Below are 19772 nucleotides of genomic sequence, written 5' to 3'. Positions count from 1 at the left end.
TTGTAAAATCTATGCTCCCAGAAAAAATGTCTAAAATGTATAAATACAGAAAAAATATCTAATAATACTCGTGTGATGCATATTGTGCATGGAGGTGTTGTTGAGATGAAAAGAAATGATCATGGATGGAAACTGGTTTCGGATTCTGGCTGCAGTCTGCTTGTGCCGGATGGAACGGATGGACTGGCTGGAATAGATTATGCTGAGGTTCCGTTTGTAATATCTGTTGATAACACAGATTATATAGACGAACCGGGTATAGATATAGAGAAGATGCTTGAACATATTGCAAATTGCCGGTCAGGCGGAAGAACTAGCTGCCCTTCACCCCATGCGTGGCTTGAGGCGTGGGGGGATGCGGAAAATGTTATCGCATTTACGTTGTCAGCTGCATTGTCGGGAAGTTACAACAGCGCCATAGCTGCAAGACATATGGCGCTTGAGAAATATCCGGACAGGAATATTGCGGTGATAAACACATGTGGTGCCGGGGGGCTCCCGGAACAGCTGACAAATATAATATATGAAGGTATTCATGAAGGTGATTCATTTGATGCCATAGTAAGTGCTGCCGACAAAGCAGTGAGGGAGACGCAGGTAATGTTTGCCTTGGGGAGTCTGGACAACCTGATAAAGGCGGGCAGATTAAATAAGCTTGTGGGTTATGCGGCTCATAGATTCAATATATCCGCAATAGGTGTGGCATCACCTGGTGGACGAATTGAACTCAGACACAAATTCAGAGGTATGAAGAAGACATATGATAAGCTGATAGATACTCTCCGGGAGACGGGATTTGCAGGGGGAGAGCTGGTCATAAGCCACTGTATGAATGAGGAGGGAGCAGAAAAGCTGGGGCATCTTATCAAGGCTGAATGGCTCGACACGGATGTGAGCGTCGTACCTGCAAGCGGGCTGTGCAGCTATTATATGGGAAAAGACGGGATGATAATAACATATCATGAGTAGACTGCTGCACGGATAAATTATATAAAATGCTTGAAATAGACAAAATAATGAAAAATAATGGAAGGCTGCCGCACCTTCTATTATTTTTTGTGTATTAACCTATTGACATAGTAGGTAAATGGGAATATCCTATTTTTGCGAGTCAGATATTGACTTATTACGCCAAAAAATGGCGGATGAGGGTGATGACTGGAATGACCGTGTATTTGCGGCTGGAATGTGATCACACTCATATGTAAGGAGGATTTACAGATATGGTGATTTCTTCAAAGGGAGAATATGCCCTGAGGGTCATGGCAGACCTTGCCATAAATCACGACGGCAGATTCATTCCGTTAAAAGAAATAGTTCAGAAAGAGGAACTGTCCCAGAAGTATCTGGAGAGTATAATGCGCATGCTGTCCAAGGCAAATCTGATAGAGGCAGCCAGCGGACATGGCGGAGGCTACAGACTCAAAAAGGCTCCTGAGGAATATACGCTTTGGGAGATACTTGAACTCACGGAAGGTGGACTTGCTCCGGTGGCATGCATGAAGAACAGCGCAATGACCTGTGACAGATCCGGACAGTGCTACACTTTGCCGATATGGCAGGGACTGGCGGAGTTGATACAGGATTATTTCCAGGGTAAGACATTGGCGGATATAGCCAGAAATGTGGAATGAGCAGAGTGATTTGATACAAGCAAAAAGATAATTAAAGCGGGACAATTGAATCGCCGGATATAGAAGTGATAAAGCAATTGTCGGGCTTGGTATAAAAGGAGGCAGACTGATGTCAGATAAAAAATTATTGGAAGTTAAGAATTTACATGTTGATGTTGAGGATAAACAGATCCTTCACGGTGTGAACCTGGAGATCGGCAAGGGTGAGACACATGTACTTATGGGACCTAATGGAACCGGAAAGTCAACCCTTGGATATGCACTTATGGGCAATCCTAGATATACAGTCAGAGAGGGCGAGATATGGTTTGATGGTAAGAACATCACAGAAGAGGCTGTCAATGAGCGTGCAAAGGCAGGAATATTCCTCTCATTCCAGAATCCTCTAGAGGTGCCTGGTGTGACACTCAGCTCATTTATAAGAAATGCCCTTGAGCAGAAGACCGGCAAGAGAATCCGTCTCTGGGATTTCAAGAAGGAGCTTGAGAGAACCATGGAGATCCTTCAGATGGATCCTTCATATGCGGAGAGAGACCTGAATGTGGGATTTTCAGGTGGTGAGAAGAAGAAGGCAGAGATACTTCAGCTTCTGATGCTCAAGCCATCACTGGCAATCCTTGACGAGACAGATTCAGGACTTGACGTTGATGCAGTCCGTACAGTATCAGCAGGTATCGAGGAATACCAGAAGAACTGCAAGGGAAGTCTGCTGATCATTACACACAGCACCAAGATCCTTGAGTCGCTCACCGTTGACTACACACATGTCATGGTTGAGGGTAAGATCATAGAGACTGGTGACGCATCACTTGTGGACAAAATCAACGAGTCTGGATTTGCAGAGTATGAAAGGATATAGAAGATGAAGGAAAAGACATATGTAGAGGACATAGACAGAAATATATATGACTTCAAGTATGACGACAAAGATGCCTATAAGCTTAAAGCTGGTCTCACACCTGAGATAGTTGAGCAGCTTTCAAAGGAGAAACATGATCCGGCATGGATGCAGAATTTCAGACTTGAGTCTTTACAGATATACAACAATATGCAGGTGCCTGACTGGGGGCCATCCATCGAGGGTCTGGATATTGACAATATAGTTACTTACGTAAGACCAAATACCAAGATGAAGGGCAGCTGGGATGAAGTTCCTGAGGATATCAAGGATACATTTGAGAGACTTGGAATCCCTCAGGCTGAGAGAAAATCCCTTGCGGGAGTTGGTGCACAGTACGACTCAGAGCTCGTATATCACAATGTCCGTCAGGAGGTTGCGGACATGGGCGTTGTGTACACTGATATGGAGAGTGCACTCACAGGTGAGTATGCAGACATGGTGCAGAAGCATTTCATGAAGCTTGTCACCCCTCATGATCACAAATTTGCAGCACTTCACGGAGCTGTGTGGTCAGGCGGTTCATTTGTATATGTGCCACCTGGAGTAAAGGTTGAGATCCCACTTCAGTCATACTTCAGACTTAATGCAGCGGGCGCGGGTCAGTTTGAGCACACACTCATCATAGTAGATGAGGGAGCAGACCTCCACTTTATAGAGGGCTGTTCAGCACCGAAGTACAATGTGGCGAACCTTCACGCAGGCTGTGTGGAGTTGTTTGTCGGCAAGAACGCAAAGCTCAGATATTCAACCATAGAGAACTGGTCCAAGAACATGTACAACCTGAACACCAAGAGAGCTCGAGTTGAAGAGGGTGGAACCATCGAGTGGGTATCGGGTTCATTTGGATCACATGTGTCATACCTTTACCCGATGAGCGTGCTCAAGGGCAAGGGCGCCAGGATGGAGTTCACCGGAGTTACATTTGCCGGTAAGGGACAGAACCTTGACACAGGAGCGAAGGTAGTTCATGCGGCACCTGACACAAGCTCATATATCAACACAAAGTCTATCTCCAAGGACGGGGGTATAAGCACATTCCGTTCATCAGTTGTAGTGACAAAGGAGGCTGAGGACTCCAAGGCAGCAGTTTCCTGCCAGTCACTTATGCTTGATTCGCTATCACGTTCGGACACCATACCGGCCATGGATATTAGAACCAAGAAGGTAAATGTGGGACATGAGGCACAGATAGGAAGCATCAGTGACGAGGCTGTGTTCTACCTGATGTCCAGAGGAATGAGTGAAGAAGACGCGAGAGCATGTATCGTCAGTGGATTTGCAGACAATGTATCGAAGGAGCTGCCGCTTGAGTATGCTCTTGAGATGAACAACCTCATCCGTCTTGAGATGAAGGGCAGCATAGGTTAAGGAGGTGCGGTGACATGGAGAACAATAACGAGATGAAGATCAACAAGCTCCCGGCAAAGACATGGTACTGGCTTCGCATGAACGACACAGCACTTAACTGGAATCCGGACATGGCGGGATGCAGTGTGAAGATAGATGGCGGCAAGGAAGCTGATAAGCAGGCTTCTGATTTCGATGGAATAGAGACTGGTGCAGGAAGAGATGCGGACGTACTCTTCGCACAGCAGGCAGCAGGAAGTGTACTCGTTGCGGACGAGACCAATAAAGGTCAGACAGTGCACGTGCTGATAAATGGAACCAGGGCAAATGGCAGCAGCGGTTATGCTTACGTGCAGGCAGATGCAGGCTCAGACATGACAGTCATAGAGACATTTGGCGAGAATGCGGAGGGCGGCAGTCTGGCATTCCGTACGCGTTTTAATATAGAGAAGGACGCACACATACGTCTTGTACAGATATTTATGCAGGATGAGAACACGACCATACTCAACGACGTGGGAAGTGAGTGTGCGGAGAATGGGCAGCTAGATGTGCTTCAGATATTTATCGGCAAGGGCAATCTGTACAACGGCGTGAGAACTGAGCTCATTGGTAAGCGTGCTTCAACCAACATGGATATAGGTTACCTTGGCCAGAAGAAGCAGGTCATAGATATCAACCTTGTGGTTAACCATATAGGCAAGAAGACCAACTGCAACATACAGGTGGATGGAACACTTAAGGATGCTGCGGAGAAGATATTCAGAGGTTCGATAGATTTCAAGACAGGTTCATCGGATTCGAAGGGCGCTGAGACTGAGAATGTACTGCTGCTCGGCGATGATGTGGTGAACAAGACTATACCGCTTATCCTCTGTGCAGAGGAAAATGTGGAGGGATCACATGGAGCGACCATCGGTGAGCTTGACGAGGATACTTTATTCTACTTCGCGTCAAGGGGAATCGATATGGAGACAGCCGAGGACATGATGACCAAGGGCAAGATGGAGGTCCTCTACCGCAAGATCCAGGACGAGAACACAGAGAAGCTGGTGGAGAAGCAGCTTGCGGAGGTAATGGAATATGACAGACAGGAATTATAGAGAGGATTTTCCTCTGTTGAGAAACAATGACACAGCTTATATAGACAATGCGGCCACAGCGCAGAAGCCACAGGTGGTCATAGACGCTGAGAGAGAGTTCTATGAGAAGAGCAATGCGAATCCACTCAGAGGATTCTATCCGCTCAGCCTTGAGGCGACAGAGAAGTATGAGAGTGCCAGAAAGGTAGTCAGGGACTTCATTCACGCTGACTCTGAGAAGGAGATAATCTTCACCAGGAATACCACAGAGAGCCTTAACCTTGTGGCATACAGCTACGCGCTGAATAACCTTAAGGCTGGTGACGAGATAGCAGTTACGATCATGGAGCACCACAGCAACATGCTTCCATGGCAGATGGCGGCCAGAGTCACAGGTGCAACTCTCAGATATCTCGACTGCGAGAAGGATGGAACGCTGACTGACGAGACCATCAATGCGGGAATCAACGAGCACACAAAGCTGCTTGCTGTCGGACATGTGTCAAATGTCCTCGGATGTGTGAATCCGGTCAGAAAGATGGCTGACAGGGCGCACAGCTTTGGCGCGGTTGTCGTTGTCGATGGCGCACAGAGTACACCGCATATGGCTATAGATGTGCATGAGCTTGGCGCTGATTTCTTTGCATTTTCAGGCCACAAGCTGATGGGACCTATGGGAATAGGAGTGTTATACGGAAGACAGGAACTGCTTGACGCGATGCCTCCATTTATGTCAGGTGGAGAGATGATAGATTCGGTTTCAAGAGATGGTGCGGTATATGCGGAATTGCCTCACAAGTTTGAGGCTGGTACAGTCAATGCGGCAGGAGCTGCGGGACTTGCGGCTGCTATAGGCTACATCAAAGAGGTTGGATTTGACTATATAGAAAAGAGAGAGCTGGAGCTCACGACCCGTGCCATGGAGGGACTTGCAAAGCTTCCTCATGTGCATGTCATCGGTTCAGATAAGCCGGAGAACCACACCGGAATAGTGGCGTTCACCATAGACAATGTACATCCGCATGATGTCAGCGAGATCATGGCTGCGGATGGAATAGATGTGAGGGCTGGACATCACTGCGCACAGCCACTGCTTGTACACCTTGGCGTGTACAACACGACAAGGGCAAGTTTTATGTTCTACAATACAGATGAAGAGGTAGATGCATTTGTGGAGAGTGTCGCAAATGTGAGAAGGAGAATGGGATATGCAGAATAATATTCAAAACAGGAATTTTTATAATGAGATCCTTACAGAGCACAATATGAGACCTGAATTCAAATATGATCTTCCTGCAGCAAATGTTGTGCTGGAGGGTGTAAATCCCAACTGTGGTGATGACATCTGGCTTAAACTGAAGGTTGAGAACGGAGTCATCGAGGATGGATCATTCGTGGGAGACGGATGTGCTATATCCCAGGCGTCGGCAGATATAATGCTTGGAATGATCATAGGAAAGACCAAGGAGGAGGCCTTGAAGCTTGGGCAGCTCTTTCTGAAGATGATACAGGGAGAGGCGACAGATGAGGAGATAGACCAGCTTGAGGAGGCGTCTGCGCTTAAGGATATAGCGCATATGCCGGCCAGAGTAAAGTGTGCGGTCCTCGGATGGCACACCCTTGAGGAAGCGTTGAAGAATATATCATAAGGGTGGATTCCTTATGATATATTCTTTATCTGCATCTTAACTATAGGCATGATATACTTCACTTGAATGTGTGAAAGCGGGCGCCGCTGGTAAGATCTATGTCGTTTGTGACATGAGGTGTACTGGTGGCGCTTTCTTTAAAATAATCCAAAGGGATTGATACATATGAAAAAAATAAATATACAAAAAAGCATAAATAATACGGAGTGTAAATGTAAGGATGTTATAAAAAATGTGCTGTTGATGCTGGTTGTGATAGCCATAGGGGTTGGACTGTGTCTGATAATAAAGACAACATTTACTACAGACATATTGATACCGGCCGTTATGGTGTTTTCGGTATTTTTGATATCGGTGTTTACTGACGGGTATGTATATGGAATACTGGCATCTATAGTCAGTGTGATAATAGTGAATTTTGCATTTACATTTCCGTATTTCAAGATAGATTTCCTTATACCTGAAAATATCACATCGGCGATAATCATGATAGCCATAGCGTTTATCACCTGTGGATTTACAAGCAAGATAAAGTATCAGGAAATGCTCAAGAAAGAGAGTGAGATGGAGAAAATGAGAGCGAACCTGCTCAGGGCGGTATCCCACGATTTCAGGACTCCGCTCACAACTATATATGGTGCGAGCTCGGCCCTCATAGAGAACGGAAGGGAGTTCACGGATGAACAGAGGGAGAAGATGCTCAGGGGAATACAACAGGACTCCCAGTGGCTTTACCGTATGGTTGAGAATCTGTTGTCCATCACCAGACTGGATGGTGATATCAAACTTATAAAGACGCCCATAGCACTGGATGAACTTATAGATTCTGTGCTCATCAAATTTGCAAAGAGATATCCTGATCAGGAGGTGGAAGTCAATCTGCCCGATGAGCTGGTCATCATACCGATGGATGCCATTCTCATAGAACAGGTTATCATAAATATCCTCGAGAATGCAGTACAGCATGCGAAGGGAATGAAGAATCTGGCATTGAATGTGAAATGCGATGGCGACAGGGTTGTGTTTGAGATCCAGGATGATGGCGATGGAATACCGGAGGATAGGTTGAAACACCTGTTTGATGGCAGTCTTTTAGGAGACAGCTCCAATGAGGTGTCCGCGGACTGCAGGCAGAGAAAGAATGCCGGAATAGGTCTGTCGGTATGTGCGACCATCATAAAAGCACATGGCGGAGATATAAGCGCATACAATTCCGTGGAAGGCGGTGCAGTATTCAGATTTACATTGAAGATAGAGGAGGTTACGGATGAGCAATAACAAATATAAAGTCCTGATAATAGAAGATGAGCAGAATATCAATAATCTGCTGGATACTTTAATGCAGGCAAATGGCTATCAGACGATCATAGCCACATCCTGCGGAAGCGGTCTTATGATGTATGCGTCCCACAGACCTGACATAGTGATACTTGATCTGGGACTTCCAGATAAGGATGGAATAGCATTTCTCACGGAGATAAGAAAGACGGATTTCACGCCGGTCATAGTGCTCTCGGCGAGATCTGATGAGAAGGATAAGGTGGAGGCGCTCAACCTGGGGGCAAATGATTATGTGACCAAGCCGTTTGGCTCTGAGGAGCTGGTTGCCAGGGTCAGATCTGCGCTCCGCACAGTGCTTTACCAAGCGCATGACAGTGAACTGCCGACAGGGAAATTCCAGACTGGGGATTTGCTCATAGACTACGAAGCCAGACGAGTGTTCATAGGGGATGAGGAGATCAAGCTGACTCAGACTGAGTACAACATAGTCGATCTTCTGTCCAGACATCCGGGCAAGATGCTTACATACAGTTTCATCGTAAAAGAGGTATGGGGCTACAATGACATGGGAAGCACCAAGAGACTTCAGGTAAATATGGCGAATATAAGAAAGAAGTTCGGAGTGAAGCCGGGCAAGAAGAGTTTTATCATCAATGAGCTGGGCGTGGGATACAGGATGTGTGATGACAGCGAAAAACTCATTGATAGTATTTGATTGTAGATTAATAAAATAAAGTCCGCTATACTGATTTTATGAAGTATAGCGGATTTTTTATTAAATCAGGAGGAGTGTTATGAAAGGGTACAGAAAAATCATGAAGGCTGTGGCGGTCATTCTTGCATTTGCACTGATATTTTCAGGTATGAATGTTCCGGGAACTGCGCTGGCAGCTACAACGGCGGCTACGGCAAAAAACACGGTTGTAAAGAGCATCACTGTGAGCAATCTGCCAGCCGGCACACTTACGCTCAAGGCGGGAAAGTCATTTGCTCTTAAGACAAATGTGGCGGCGAAAGAGCTGAAATTCGTAACCAGCAACAGAAGGATAGCAACCGTGACAACTGCGGGAGTGATCAAAGCAGGAAATGTAAAAAATGGGACAGCTAAGATTACAATGTCGCTGAAGGCTGATCCTAAGGTAAAGAAGGTTATTACGGTAACTGCAGGACAGCCTGTCACGAGTGTAAAGCTTACTAAAAGCAAGCTGACGCTGGTAAAAGGAAAAAGTGCTGTGGTAAAGGCTTCTGTTGGAACAAGCAAGGCAAGCAATAAGAAGGTCGTATGGAAGAGCAGCAATATAAAGGTTGCTAAGGTTAATTCCAGAGGACGGATAACAGCAGCCGGAGGCGGTTCAGCAGTCATCACAGCAGTAGCTGCAGATGGTTCCGGCAAGAAGGCAAGTTGTAAGGTATCAGTCAAGGCGTATGTAACTTCTATAAAGTTCAAAAAGGGCAGCGGTAAGATGTATGTGGGAAAAACAGAACAGTTAAACCCAGTCATTGCACCGGCAGATGCAACAAACAAGAAGTGTACCTGGAAGTCTTCGAATGATAAGGTCGCTATGGTAAGTTCATCCGGACTCGTTGTGGCTGTTGGCGCTGGAACCACAGTGATTACAGCAACAACTACAGACGGAACAAAAAAGACAGTAAAATATAAGCTGACAGTTCTAAATGCTGTGAAGATTGCTTCGGCGCAGGTGGATAACAGGCAGACAATAAATGTTACATTGTCATCTGCACAGAAGCTGACAGCATCAAATTTTGCTGTTAAAGTAAAGACCACATTAAATGGCGGCATATACAACAAGAGCATTCCGATTGAAAGTGTGTCTACAGGAGACAATAAAAAATACACGATCAGGTTTAACAAGGAGAACAGGCTTTCATCTTCGGACAGAATATGTGTGTACGTAAGTGGACTTACAGGAACAGGAACCGGTAAGGTGGAGACATATTATTCTGACGGAAAGTATAATAAGACATATTATGAAGCCAGAGCAATTGAGCAGAATGCGAATGTGAATACAGACGTTAATTTATCTGGCAGTGGCTACCTCAAGGTTTCTGTAAAGGACGTTCCGGCTGGAATGAGGTATACAATAGGTGGAATGCGTTCCAACTGTATTACTTTCACAGGGAAAATAACCAAGTCTGGCACATCAGTCACGACAATTACAGCAGTTGATGAGTATGGTAATACAATGACAACTATCGTAACATGGTGTGTATACAACAGCTCCGTGATATCAGCTTATTACAGCCCAAGGTATTATCGCACTCGTGGTGAAAGTGGAGCGGCTGTGCATGTAGCTGCTGATATAAATTCTGTAGCTGGTGGCTCAGGAAATTATATCTATGATATAGTTGGCAATACTTATGGTCTTGATATTTATAGTAATGGTAAATTGGAGGGTTACATCAATAAGGCTGGTACTTATAATATAAAAGTCAGGATAACGGATTCCGATAATGCCGGAGTCAGCACAACTGTAGACTGTGTGATAAATGTTGCACAGGGAATTACAGTATCGGGATATATCAGGGATGTGGCAGGAGAAGTATTGTCAAATGCATATATTATATTTACGAATAGGGACAAATCCACAGAGTATACATATTACTGTTATTCTGATGTAAAAAGAGATGGATCGTATTCTGTAGATATTGTTCCTGGGACATATGATATAGCTATATATTCGGGTTCGGACACAACATACATATATTCACAGCGGTTTACCGGAAACATTTCGGGAAGAAATTATTCGTCGGATGTAAAAAAGATATCCGTTAGATCAAAGGATAACGGATATAATATAGAGAATATCGGCACATGGTATGACGAGGATGGCAACAGCGTTGGAGCTGGTGCATACGTTTATCTGGCGCCTGGTACTTACAGACTTACAGGTCGCGGGGTTGCTTTAGCCGGAACTATAACCGCAACGATAAACAGCAAGACTTCATATGTTGTAGCAGATATTAAGACAGACTATGAGGAGATTGGTGATAGAACCTCTATAAATGCATCAGTGGGAACATACTATAGATTTGTTCCAAAGATGACGGCAGCATACTATATCTATTCAAGCTCTGGATCGAGTAATAATCCATATGGACATCTTTATGATGCAGATGGAGAAGTGCTTACAATTAATGATGATGACAAGCAGGAGCATATCAGCACAGGAAATGACCACGATTTCTATATGTCATATAATTGTGAAGCAGGAAAAGTCTACTATATTAATGTTACACGAAACAGCAGTATGGTATATATAACCACAGAGTATCCTGGAAATTAAGTGGATACCCGTACGTCTTTTTATGTGGATATGAATAATGCTCAATAGCATGTGCGAGATTGACAAGCATAGTATATAATTTTTAATATATGATATGGTGTAATAAAAGGGAATGTTACATAAAAAAGGAGGAAATTTATGAAAAAAGGGAACAGGTTTATGGCTCTCGTTGCGCTGATCCTTGTGTTTGCGCTGACATTTACAGGTGTCAGCATTCCGGCAAAAGCAGCGACCACAACAACCATCAGTAGTATTACGGTGAAAAATCTTCCAAGTAATACACTAACACTCAAGGCAGGGAAAACATTTACTCTGAGGACAAATACGACTTCAGGCAATCTGAAATTCTCAACAAGCAATAAAAAGATCGTGACAGTATCTTCTGCAGGCAAGATAAAAGCAGTGAAAAAGGGTAGTGCAAATATCACGATCTCTCTCAAGTCAAATGCGAAGATCAAGAAGGTGGTGAAGGTCACAGTCGGACAGCCGGCCACAAGAGTCAAGGTGAACAAATCTGCGCTGACGATCAAGAAGGGCAGGTCGGCAGTGATAAAGGCGACAGTAGGACCTAACACAGCCAGCAATAAGAAGGTTATCTGGAAAAGCAGCAATTCAAAGATCGCAAAGGTAAGCGTATCAGGCAGGGTCACAGCAGTAAGAGGCGGTAGAGCGACGATCACAGCGATTGCTGCTGATGGTTCAGGAAAGAAAGCGATCTGCAGGGTGACTGTAAGGGCCTCAGTATCATCGATAAGTTTCAGCAAAACAAATGGAAAGATGTATGTTGGCAGAACGATGCAGCTAAGCCCGGTGATAAAGCCGGCAGATGCAACAAATAAAAAATGTGCATGGAGTTCTTCAAATGATAAGGTAGCAGTGGTAAATTCTGCAGGAAATGTATATGCAGCAGCTACAGGAACAGCGGTGATAACAGCGAAGGCTACAGATGGCACCGGCAAGAAGGCTTCGTACAAAATAACGGTCGAAAAACCAGTCACAATTGTATCGGCAATGATGAGTAACCCTCGTACAGTTAAACTTACGCTGTCATCTGAACAGAAACTGACGTCCTCAAGTTTTTCAATCAAGGCGAGTACAGTGATGAATGGTAATTATAATTACAATATTCCATTTGACAGTGTTACAACAAAAGACAATAAGAACTATACGATTGCACTGAGAAGAGGCTATACATTGTCAAGAAAGGCAAGAATCTGCATATATATAAAGGGACTTACGGGTACAGGTAATTCTAAAATTGAGACATATTATTCTGGAGACGTGAATAATAGAACGATTTATGTATCCTATAAGTGTGAGCAGAATGTTGGTATGAATAAGACTCTGGATGTAAATAGCATTGAAGGTTATAAGGGCATATGTGTGATCAATGTAGTGGGCCTCCCTGCCGGCGTGAAATACAAGGTGGATCCAGGAGATGCCAATAAGGTTTATTTCAGTGGAAAACCGACTAAGGCGGGAACGACTGTGACAACTGTTAAAGCAGTCGATGAACTGGGAAATGTGGACACTTATGAAATTTCATGGAATATATACAGCCAGACAACGATTGCAGGAAATTATGAACCAGTATTTAAAATTATGGGACGTAACAGCCATATCTGTAGGATCAACAATAGTATTGCAGCTGTGGCTGGCGGTTCCGGAAGTTATACATACAGTTTTGTCGGAGAAAGTTATAATCTCAGCATTGATTCAAAAGGAAAAATAACCGGTAAATTAGAAGAAGAAGGTACATATAATCTCAAAGTAAAAATAACAGATGCCAACAACGAAAAAATAAGTACCATAGTTGGTTGTGTGATAAAAACTATACTTGGATCAACTCTTATGGGGTATGTCAGAGATAAAAATGGCAATATACTGGATGGGGCAAGTGTTATTATCATAAACAAAGATAATTCAGTCCAATACGAACTTAACAGTGAATTTGCTACAGTAGATCGTAATGGACAATATTATATGTCAATTATTCCTGGAACATATGATGTGAAAATTAAAATTGGGGACGATGTGACTTATATCGGCAATCGTACATTTGGCGTTGGGGAGAATAAAGTGGATCTTGCGGCGGATGTAACAAAGATTGCGGTCAAATCTAACAATGAAAAGTGCACGGTTGACGATCTGGGCAGATGGACAGATGAATATGGTAGAATATGTGGCTGGAACGGATATGTGTATCTTGTTCCTGGAACATATGAGCTGACAGCGGAAGGTTCAGGTAAGCGTGGTGTGATATCAGCAAAAGTGACCAGTAAGACGACCACGTTAACTGCGGATGTGAATGAATTTGCTATTGACTTTGGCAATTTTAACGATGTATATGCAGAAGTTGGAATGTATTACAGGTATGTGCCAAAGAAAACAGGAACATATTATTTTTATTCTGTTTCATACGGTGATCCAAAGGGATACTTATATGATGAGAACAAAAATCTGCTCATGGAAGTGGACGATGCAGAGCATAGCAAGACAACAAATAAAAAAGATTTTTACATGAGCTATAACTGTGAAGCTGGAAAGTCATATTACATAAAAGTAAGCGGTAGTTCGGTTGATGTGTATGTAAGAGATTGTGATCCTAATGCAGAGGATTAACGGCTGGATATGTGCTTTATAAAGGAGTGGAGATGATATTTTTTACATCTTCACTCTTTTTTTAAACAATAAAAGCACATAATCCCTATTGACATAGTAGGAAATAAGTTGTATACTCCAACATGTTGATAGATAATTACTACATATCAGATAGGATATATGTGGATTGACGATGAAATTCATTGAACAGAGCGAGGTTCAATAGACGGGAGGTGGACAGATGCAACAGGTGTTGTGCTTTGGAGATTCCAATACATGGGGATACAATCCTGAGAATGGTGAGAGATTTCCCTGGGGGATCAGATGGACCAGTATATTGCAGCAGAAGCTGGCAAATAAAGATATAAGGATCATAGAGGAAGGTCTCTGTGGAAGAACAACAGTGTTCGAGGATCCACTGAGACAGGGAAGAAAGGGCGTGTCGCTGTTCCCTACTCTGCTGGAGACACACAAACCGGAGAATATAGTGATCATGCTTGGAACAAATGACTGTAAGACGGTGTTCTCGGCATCACCGGATGTGATAGGCAAGGGAATACGGAGACTGCTCATTCAGGCGAGGCAGTATTCAGCAGACAGCAGGATACTTCTCGTATCGCCGATACACTTAGGCGAGCAGGTGTGGAAGGATGAATTTGATCCTGAGTTCTCACCGGAATCCGTTGAGGTGTCAAGAAAACTCACAGATGTGTACAGGAATATAGCCGATGAGTTTGGTGTGGAATTCCTGGCGGCATCATCCGTGGCGGACAGCAGCGAGGCAGATCAGGAACACATGAATCCTGAGGGCCATGCAGCACTGGCAGGAGCAATAGAGGAAAAGATTTATCAGATGGCCTGTTAAGAATTATATAGAAAATAATGTACAGTATATAAAGATAGTAAAGAATCAAGAAAGAACATAGAGACTTCAAAAAAGTAAAAAAAGAAAGGAAACAAAATCATGGCAAAGATAGCATCACAGTTAACAGAACTTATAGGAAATACTCCACTTCTGGAGCTCACAAATTATGAGAAGGAGCTTGGCCTCAAGGTACACATCGTTGCAAAGCTTGAGTATTTCAACCCGCTTGGCTCAGTGAAGGATCGTGTGGCAGCAGCCATGATCGAGCAGGGAATAAAGGATGGCCTCATCAATCAGGAGACAGTCATCATCGAGCCTACATCAGGCAATACAGGAATCGGACTTGCATTTGTATCAGCAGCAAAGGGCCTTCACCTGATACTCACCATGCCGGACACCATGAGCGTTGAGCGTAGAAAGATCGTGTCAGCTCTCGGTGCTGAGATCGTGTTAACACCGGGCAGAGAGGGAATGAAGGGAGCCATCGCCAAGGCAAATGAGCTCAAAGAGCAGTACGGCAATGCATTCATCCCACAGCAGTTTGAGAACAAGGCAAATCCTGCTATCCACAAGAAGACAACGGCGGAGGAGATCTGGAGAGATACAGACGGAAAGGTTGATGCATTTGTATCAGCAGTAGGAACAGGCGGAACAGCTACAGGAACAGGAAGCGGACTCAAGGAGCACAATCCAAATGTCAAGCTGATTGCAGTTGAGCCTGCTGATTCACCGGTTCTCTCAGGCGGAGCACCTGGCCCACACAAGATCCAGGGAATCGGAGCCGGATTTATACCTGGCGTCATGGATCTGAGCATCGTGGACGAGATCATCAGGATCCAGAACGATGACGCATTTGACACAGCGAGAAAAATAGCAAAGACAGATGGTGTATTGGTTGGAATATCCGCAGGTGCGGCACTCTATGCGGCAACTGAGCTTGCAAAGAGACCTGAGTACGAGGGCAAGACCATCGTGGTTCTCTTCCCGGATACAGGAGAGAGATACCTCTCAACATCACTGTTTAACCTGTAGACCGCAATAATTGCCTAGAGGTTGTGAACTGTATAGCAGAAGTTAATATCGTTGCAGCAATTATTGCTCATTGGATGAATTGACCTATTTATGAGAAAGAGAAAAGATATGAGACTTGGAAAAAGAGTATTGCTTCTGTCCATGGTGGCGGTGCTGGCGATAGGCGCGGCCGGCTGTGGCGGGAAGAAGGACGATGTTATCACAATTACAAATGTTTCGTATGACCCGACGAGGGAGCTGTATGAGCGATACAATGACATGTTCGAACAGTATTACAAAGAGCAGTACGGACAGGACATCAAGGTCATCCAGTCTCATGGAGGCTCCGGTTCACAGGCGAGGTCGGTGGTGGAGGGCTGTAATGCAGATGTTGTCACACTGGCACTTGAGCATGACATTGACCTCATATCGGCAAATGGTCTGATAGATCCGGGCTGGATAGATGAATTTGACAAGGATTCAGCACCCTACACATCTACTATCGTGTTCCTGGTGAGAAAGGGAAATGCTAAGGATATAAAGGACTGGAACGATCTGGTGAAGGACGATGTGGAAGTCATAACACCTGATCCGAAGAGCAGCGGTGGTGCCTGTTGGAATTTCCTTGCGGCACTTGCGTATGCGAGGGAGACGTACAGTGATGAAAATGATATATGGCAGTTTATGAAGAAGCTTTATCAGAATGTGTCGGTCATGGATTCGGGAGCCAGAGGTTCGACGACCACATTTGTGGAGAATGGCAAGGGTGATGTACTGATTGCCTGGGAGAATGAGGCGATAGCAACCCTGAGGGAATACCCGGAGGATTACGAGATAGTTAATCCGTCGGTGAGTATACTGGCTCAGCCGAGTGTGGCGGTTGTCGATGACAACGCAAAGCACAATGGAACAGAGTCGGTCAGCACAGAGTATCTGAAGTACCTGTACAGCGATGACGCTCAGAGGCTTGAGGCTGAGAGCGGCTATCGCCCGACAAATGAGAAGATACTTGCAGAGTATGCAGACGTATTTGATCTGGACATCAAGCAGTGGACCATAGATGATTTCGGAGGCTGGGACAAAGCCTATGAGGATTTCTTCGATGACGGTGCAAAGTTTGACGAGATATATGATTATTAAAATGGATTGGAAGACGAGATGGCAGCAGAGGAAAATGGCAAGAAGGATAAACTTAATAACGCAAAGAAGACCAGAGTTATCCCGGGATATCATCTGACGCTTGGAATAGTCATTGCAATGCTGTCGCTGATAGTTCTGATCCCACTGGCATCGGTGCTGGTGTCATCGCTGAAGCTCTCACCGGGTGAATTTTGGCATCTGCTTCTGAAGAAGAATGTGCTGAATGCATTTAAGACCAGCATCGGCTGTTCGTTCATAGCGGCGATAGTTAACACGGTGTTTGGTCTGATAATAGCGTGGACACTGGTCAAATACGATTTTCCCGGCAAGAAGATACTGGACGGATTCATAGAACTTCCATTCTGTCTGCCAACGGCGGTTGCAGGTATAACGCTGTCGAGACTGTACAGTGAGGATGGATTCCTTGGAAATCCGCTTGCGGCTCTTGGAATAGATGTTGCATACACAAAGATCGGACTTACCATCGCCCTTGTATTTGTGGGGATACCATTTGTCATAAGGGCGGTGCAGCCGATACTTGAGAAGATGGACAACCAGTACGAGGAGGCGGCCTACATGCTGGGAGCCACACCGAGAAGAACATTCTTCAAGGTTATTCTTCCGGAGCTCAGGCCGGCACTGCTTACAGGATTTGGATTGGCATTTGCCAGAGGGATCGGAGAGTACGGCAGTGTCATCTACATATCGGGCAACAGCGCAAAGGAGCAGACGCAAGTCATATCATACGTGATCATGCAGAAGCTTAGCTACATAGACTATGCCAGCGCAACAGCGATAGCACTGGTGATGCTGGTAATATCATTTGTACTGTTGTTCGCGATCAACATAGTACAGCTGAGACAGTCTAGAAGGACTAACTTACTTTAATTTAGAAAAAGGAGGAAACACAATGAGCGAACAGGAAAAGCTGCAGCGCGGCAAGCGCAGGACAAAGATAATACTGATAACCGTGACGGTGCTTTTCATAGTGCTCATGCTTGTTGTTCCTCTTATATCGGTGATAACCAGTGCACTGAAGGAAGGATTTAAGTTCTACCTTCAGTCGATCACAACAGAGTATGTGATAAGTGCACTTGGTGTCACACTGATCGCCACTGTCATAGCTGTGGTGGTAAACACATTTTTCGGAATATGTGCGGCATGGCTGCTGACGAAGTTCTCCTTCAAAGGCAAGCAGGTGCTGGCGACACTGATAGACATTCCGTTTTCCATATCACCTGTCATCGTAGGTCTTGCCTACCTCATGACATTTGGAAGACTCGGATGGACGTATCCGGCGATCAGATGGATCAATGATATGCTGGGAACAAATATCAGGATAACTTTTGCAGTTCCGGGCGTTGTGCTTGCTACCATATTCGTGACATTCCCATTTGTGTCAAGGGAGCTTATCCCGGTGCTGAACGCGCAGGGTAAGGACGAGGAGGAGGCTGCGGCGCTCATGGGAGCGAAAGGCTTCACGATATTCAGAAGGATAACACTTCCCCAGATGAAATGGGGACTCATATACGGAATAATTCTCTGTACCGCCAGAGCACTCGGCGAGTTCGGTGCGGTAAATGCACTGTCCAAGACAAGGGGCGGGACATTTACACTTCCACTTGAGATCGATGCGCTGTATATGTCGGGAACGGAGGAATCCATCACAGCAGCATTTGCTGTATCGTCCATACTGGTGATCATAGCGGTCATAATATTGTTCCTGAGAAATCTGCTTGAGTACAGAGCAAAGAGGAAACGCGCTTATGAACGAAGTTCATAACTCTCATGCGCGTGACGACCTGCCGCTGAGCGGAGGCGAGGGGGCGATACCCGAGAAAGGGCGAGGTAAGGTAATTAATAATAAGGAGGCTGACGACATGTACGTCGAGATGAAAAATATATACAAAAAATATGGAGACTTCCTGGCGTCCAACAATGTCAGTTTCGGTGTGGAGAAAGGCAAGCTGGTGGCACTTCTGGGACCGTCGGGAAGCGGAAAGACGACACTTCTCCGAATGATAGCCGGACTTGAAAATCCAAATTCCGGTGACATATACATAGACGGCAGGCGTGTAAATGATATACCAGCTGCGAAGAGAGGAATAGGATTTGTATTCCAGAATTATGCACTGTTCCGTTACATGACGGTATTTGACAATGTGGCATTTGGACTTGAACTCATGAAGGTTCCAAAGAAGGAGATCAAGAAGAGAGTTATGGAGCTTCTGGAGCTTACAGGGCTGTCGGGCATGGAGAAGAGATATCCGAATCAGCTCTCAGGCGGACAACGGCAGAGAGTGGCATTTGCCAGGGCGCTGGCACCGAATCCACAGGTGTTGCTGCTGGACGAGCCATTTGCCGCGATAGATGCAAAGGTCAGGACGGAGCTTAGAACCTGGCTCAAGGAGATGGTTGAAAAGCTTGGCATAACGAGCATATTTGTCACTCACGATCAGGATGAGGCTGTGGAGGTTGCGGATGAGATCATCATCACCAACCACGGACAGATAGAGCAGATGGGATCGCCGATGGAGATATACAAGACGCCGTCCACACCGTTTGTGGCACAGTTCATCGGAAGGTCAACTGTTGTGGAGGACTACGAGAAGCTCAAGGGTTTTGACAGGGTGCCGGGAGCGGACAGAGCGGTCATCAGACCGGAGTTTGTCAAGATATCCAAGAGCGGCAGGCTGGATCAGTACCAGAGTGCGGCGGAGTCGGGGATAGTCAAGGATGTGCTGTTTCGCGGAAGCCATCTGGACGTCACAGTTGATGTCAACGGTGTGGAGATCGTAGCCGAGAGATCTATGGAGAAGGATGTCGTAAAGCCGGGGGAGCAGGTCCACGTTCTTATCTACAGGCTGTATGTATTTGATGAGAATCAGACATATCTGCTGGAGAACAAGGCAATGCAGGACAACGATGTATTCTACATCTAATTATAAAAGTGATT

17 protein-coding genes are annotated in these 19772 nt (G+C 45.2%); all 17 read left to right on the top strand.

Features of this window, described 5'->3' with window-relative positions:
- The first annotated feature begins 105 nt into the window (after nucleotides 1–105).
- The 17 genes from DXB91_RS03885 to DXB91_RS03805 all read left to right on the top strand — a co-directional run bounded on the left by DXB91_RS03885 (nucleotide 106) and on the right by DXB91_RS03805 (nucleotide 19758).
- Nucleotides 106–969, top strand: coding sequence for a DegV family protein (locus DXB91_RS03885; protein ID WP_118016872.1), 864 nt, complete (start codon nucleotides 106–108; stop codon nucleotides 967–969).
- A gap of 254 nt (nucleotides 970–1223) precedes the next feature.
- On the top strand, nucleotides 1224–1634 hold the full coding sequence (locus DXB91_RS03880; RefSeq protein WP_015534709.1) for an RrF2 family transcriptional regulator: 411 nt from the start codon (nucleotides 1224–1226) through the stop codon (nucleotides 1632–1634).
- A gap of 109 nt (nucleotides 1635–1743) precedes the next feature.
- A complete protein-coding gene (gene sufC / locus DXB91_RS03875) occupies nucleotides 1744–2493 on the top strand; it encodes a Fe-S cluster assembly ATPase SufC (protein ID WP_004851768.1) in 750 nt (249 codons plus the stop codon).
- Nucleotides 2494–2496: 3 nt separating this feature from the next.
- Nucleotides 2497–3903 (top strand): Fe-S cluster assembly protein SufB, encoded by a 1407-nt coding sequence (gene sufB / locus DXB91_RS03870; protein WP_117875438.1) that lies wholly within the window; start codon nucleotides 2497–2499, stop codon nucleotides 3901–3903.
- 14 nt (nucleotides 3904–3917) lie between these two features.
- Nucleotides 3918–4985 (top strand): SufB/SufD family protein, encoded by a 1068-nt coding sequence (locus DXB91_RS03865; RefSeq protein WP_117875437.1) that lies wholly within the window; start codon nucleotides 3918–3920, stop codon nucleotides 4983–4985.
- Nucleotides 4966–6183 (top strand): aminotransferase class V-fold PLP-dependent enzyme, encoded by a 1218-nt coding sequence (locus DXB91_RS03860; protein WP_117550342.1) that lies wholly within the window; start codon nucleotides 4966–4968, stop codon nucleotides 6181–6183. Before DXB91_RS03865 ends, DXB91_RS03860 begins: the two co-directional genes overlap by 20 nt.
- Nucleotides 6173–6613 (top strand): Fe-S cluster assembly sulfur transfer protein SufU, encoded by a 441-nt coding sequence (gene sufU, locus DXB91_RS03855; protein ID WP_004851759.1) that lies wholly within the window; start codon nucleotides 6173–6175, stop codon nucleotides 6611–6613. The genes DXB91_RS03860 and sufU overlap by 11 nt, the downstream gene beginning before the upstream one ends.
- 165 nt (nucleotides 6614–6778) lie before the next feature.
- Nucleotides 6779–7891, top strand: coding sequence for a sensor histidine kinase (locus tag DXB91_RS03850; RefSeq protein ID WP_330416307.1), 1113 nt, complete (start codon nucleotides 6779–6781; stop codon nucleotides 7889–7891).
- Nucleotides 7881–8609 carry a response regulator transcription factor gene (locus tag DXB91_RS03845; protein ID WP_117550346.1) on the top strand — a complete coding sequence of 243 codons (729 nt, stop codon included), beginning with the start codon at nucleotides 7881–7883 and terminating at the stop codon, nucleotides 8607–8609. Before DXB91_RS03850 ends, DXB91_RS03845 begins: the two co-directional genes overlap by 11 nt.
- A gap of 79 nt (nucleotides 8610–8688) precedes the next feature.
- Nucleotides 8689–11199: an Ig-like domain-containing protein gene (locus DXB91_RS03840; RefSeq protein ID WP_117875436.1), complete on the top strand. Its 2511-nt coding sequence runs from the start codon at nucleotides 8689–8691 to the stop codon at nucleotides 11197–11199.
- 138 nt (nucleotides 11200–11337) lie between these two features.
- Nucleotides 11338–13821, top strand: a complete 2484-nt coding sequence (locus tag DXB91_RS03835; RefSeq protein WP_118016871.1) for an Ig-like domain-containing protein — start codon at nucleotides 11338–11340, stop codon at nucleotides 13819–13821.
- Nucleotides 13822–14041: 220 nt separating this feature from the next.
- Nucleotides 14042–14665: a GDSL-type esterase/lipase family protein gene (locus DXB91_RS03830; RefSeq protein WP_118016870.1), complete on the top strand. Its 624-nt coding sequence runs from the start codon at nucleotides 14042–14044 to the stop codon at nucleotides 14663–14665.
- A gap of 99 nt (nucleotides 14666–14764) precedes the next feature.
- On the top strand, nucleotides 14765–15697 hold the full coding sequence (cysK, locus tag DXB91_RS03825) for a cysteine synthase A (protein WP_118016869.1): 933 nt from the start codon (nucleotides 14765–14767) through the stop codon (nucleotides 15695–15697).
- Between the two features lie 108 nt (nucleotides 15698–15805).
- Nucleotides 15806–16816: a sulfate ABC transporter substrate-binding protein gene (locus DXB91_RS03820; RefSeq protein WP_118017081.1), complete on the top strand. Its 1011-nt coding sequence runs from the start codon at nucleotides 15806–15808 to the stop codon at nucleotides 16814–16816.
- 18 nt (nucleotides 16817–16834) lie between these two features.
- Nucleotides 16835–17704 carry a sulfate ABC transporter permease subunit CysT gene (gene cysT, locus DXB91_RS03815; protein ID WP_118016868.1) on the top strand — a complete coding sequence of 290 codons (870 nt, stop codon included), beginning with the start codon at nucleotides 16835–16837 and terminating at the stop codon, nucleotides 17702–17704.
- A 22-nt stretch (nucleotides 17705–17726) separates the two neighbouring features.
- Nucleotides 17727–18599, top strand: coding sequence for a sulfate ABC transporter permease (locus tag DXB91_RS03810; protein ID WP_004851742.1), 873 nt, complete (start codon nucleotides 17727–17729; stop codon nucleotides 18597–18599).
- A gap of 97 nt (nucleotides 18600–18696) precedes the next feature.
- Nucleotides 18697–19758, top strand: a complete 1062-nt coding sequence (locus DXB91_RS03805) for an ABC transporter ATP-binding protein (protein ID WP_004851740.1) — start codon at nucleotides 18697–18699, stop codon at nucleotides 19756–19758.
- The last annotated feature ends 14 nt before the right edge of the window (nucleotides 19759–19772 follow it).

It is taken from the genome of Coprococcus sp. OM06-34AC (genome assembly GCF_003462545.1).
In the GTDB taxonomy this organism is placed as follows: Bacteria; Bacillota; Clostridia; order Lachnospirales; family Lachnospiraceae; genus Coprococcus; species Coprococcus aceti.
This window is presented reverse-complemented; position numbering and strand designations above follow the sequence as displayed.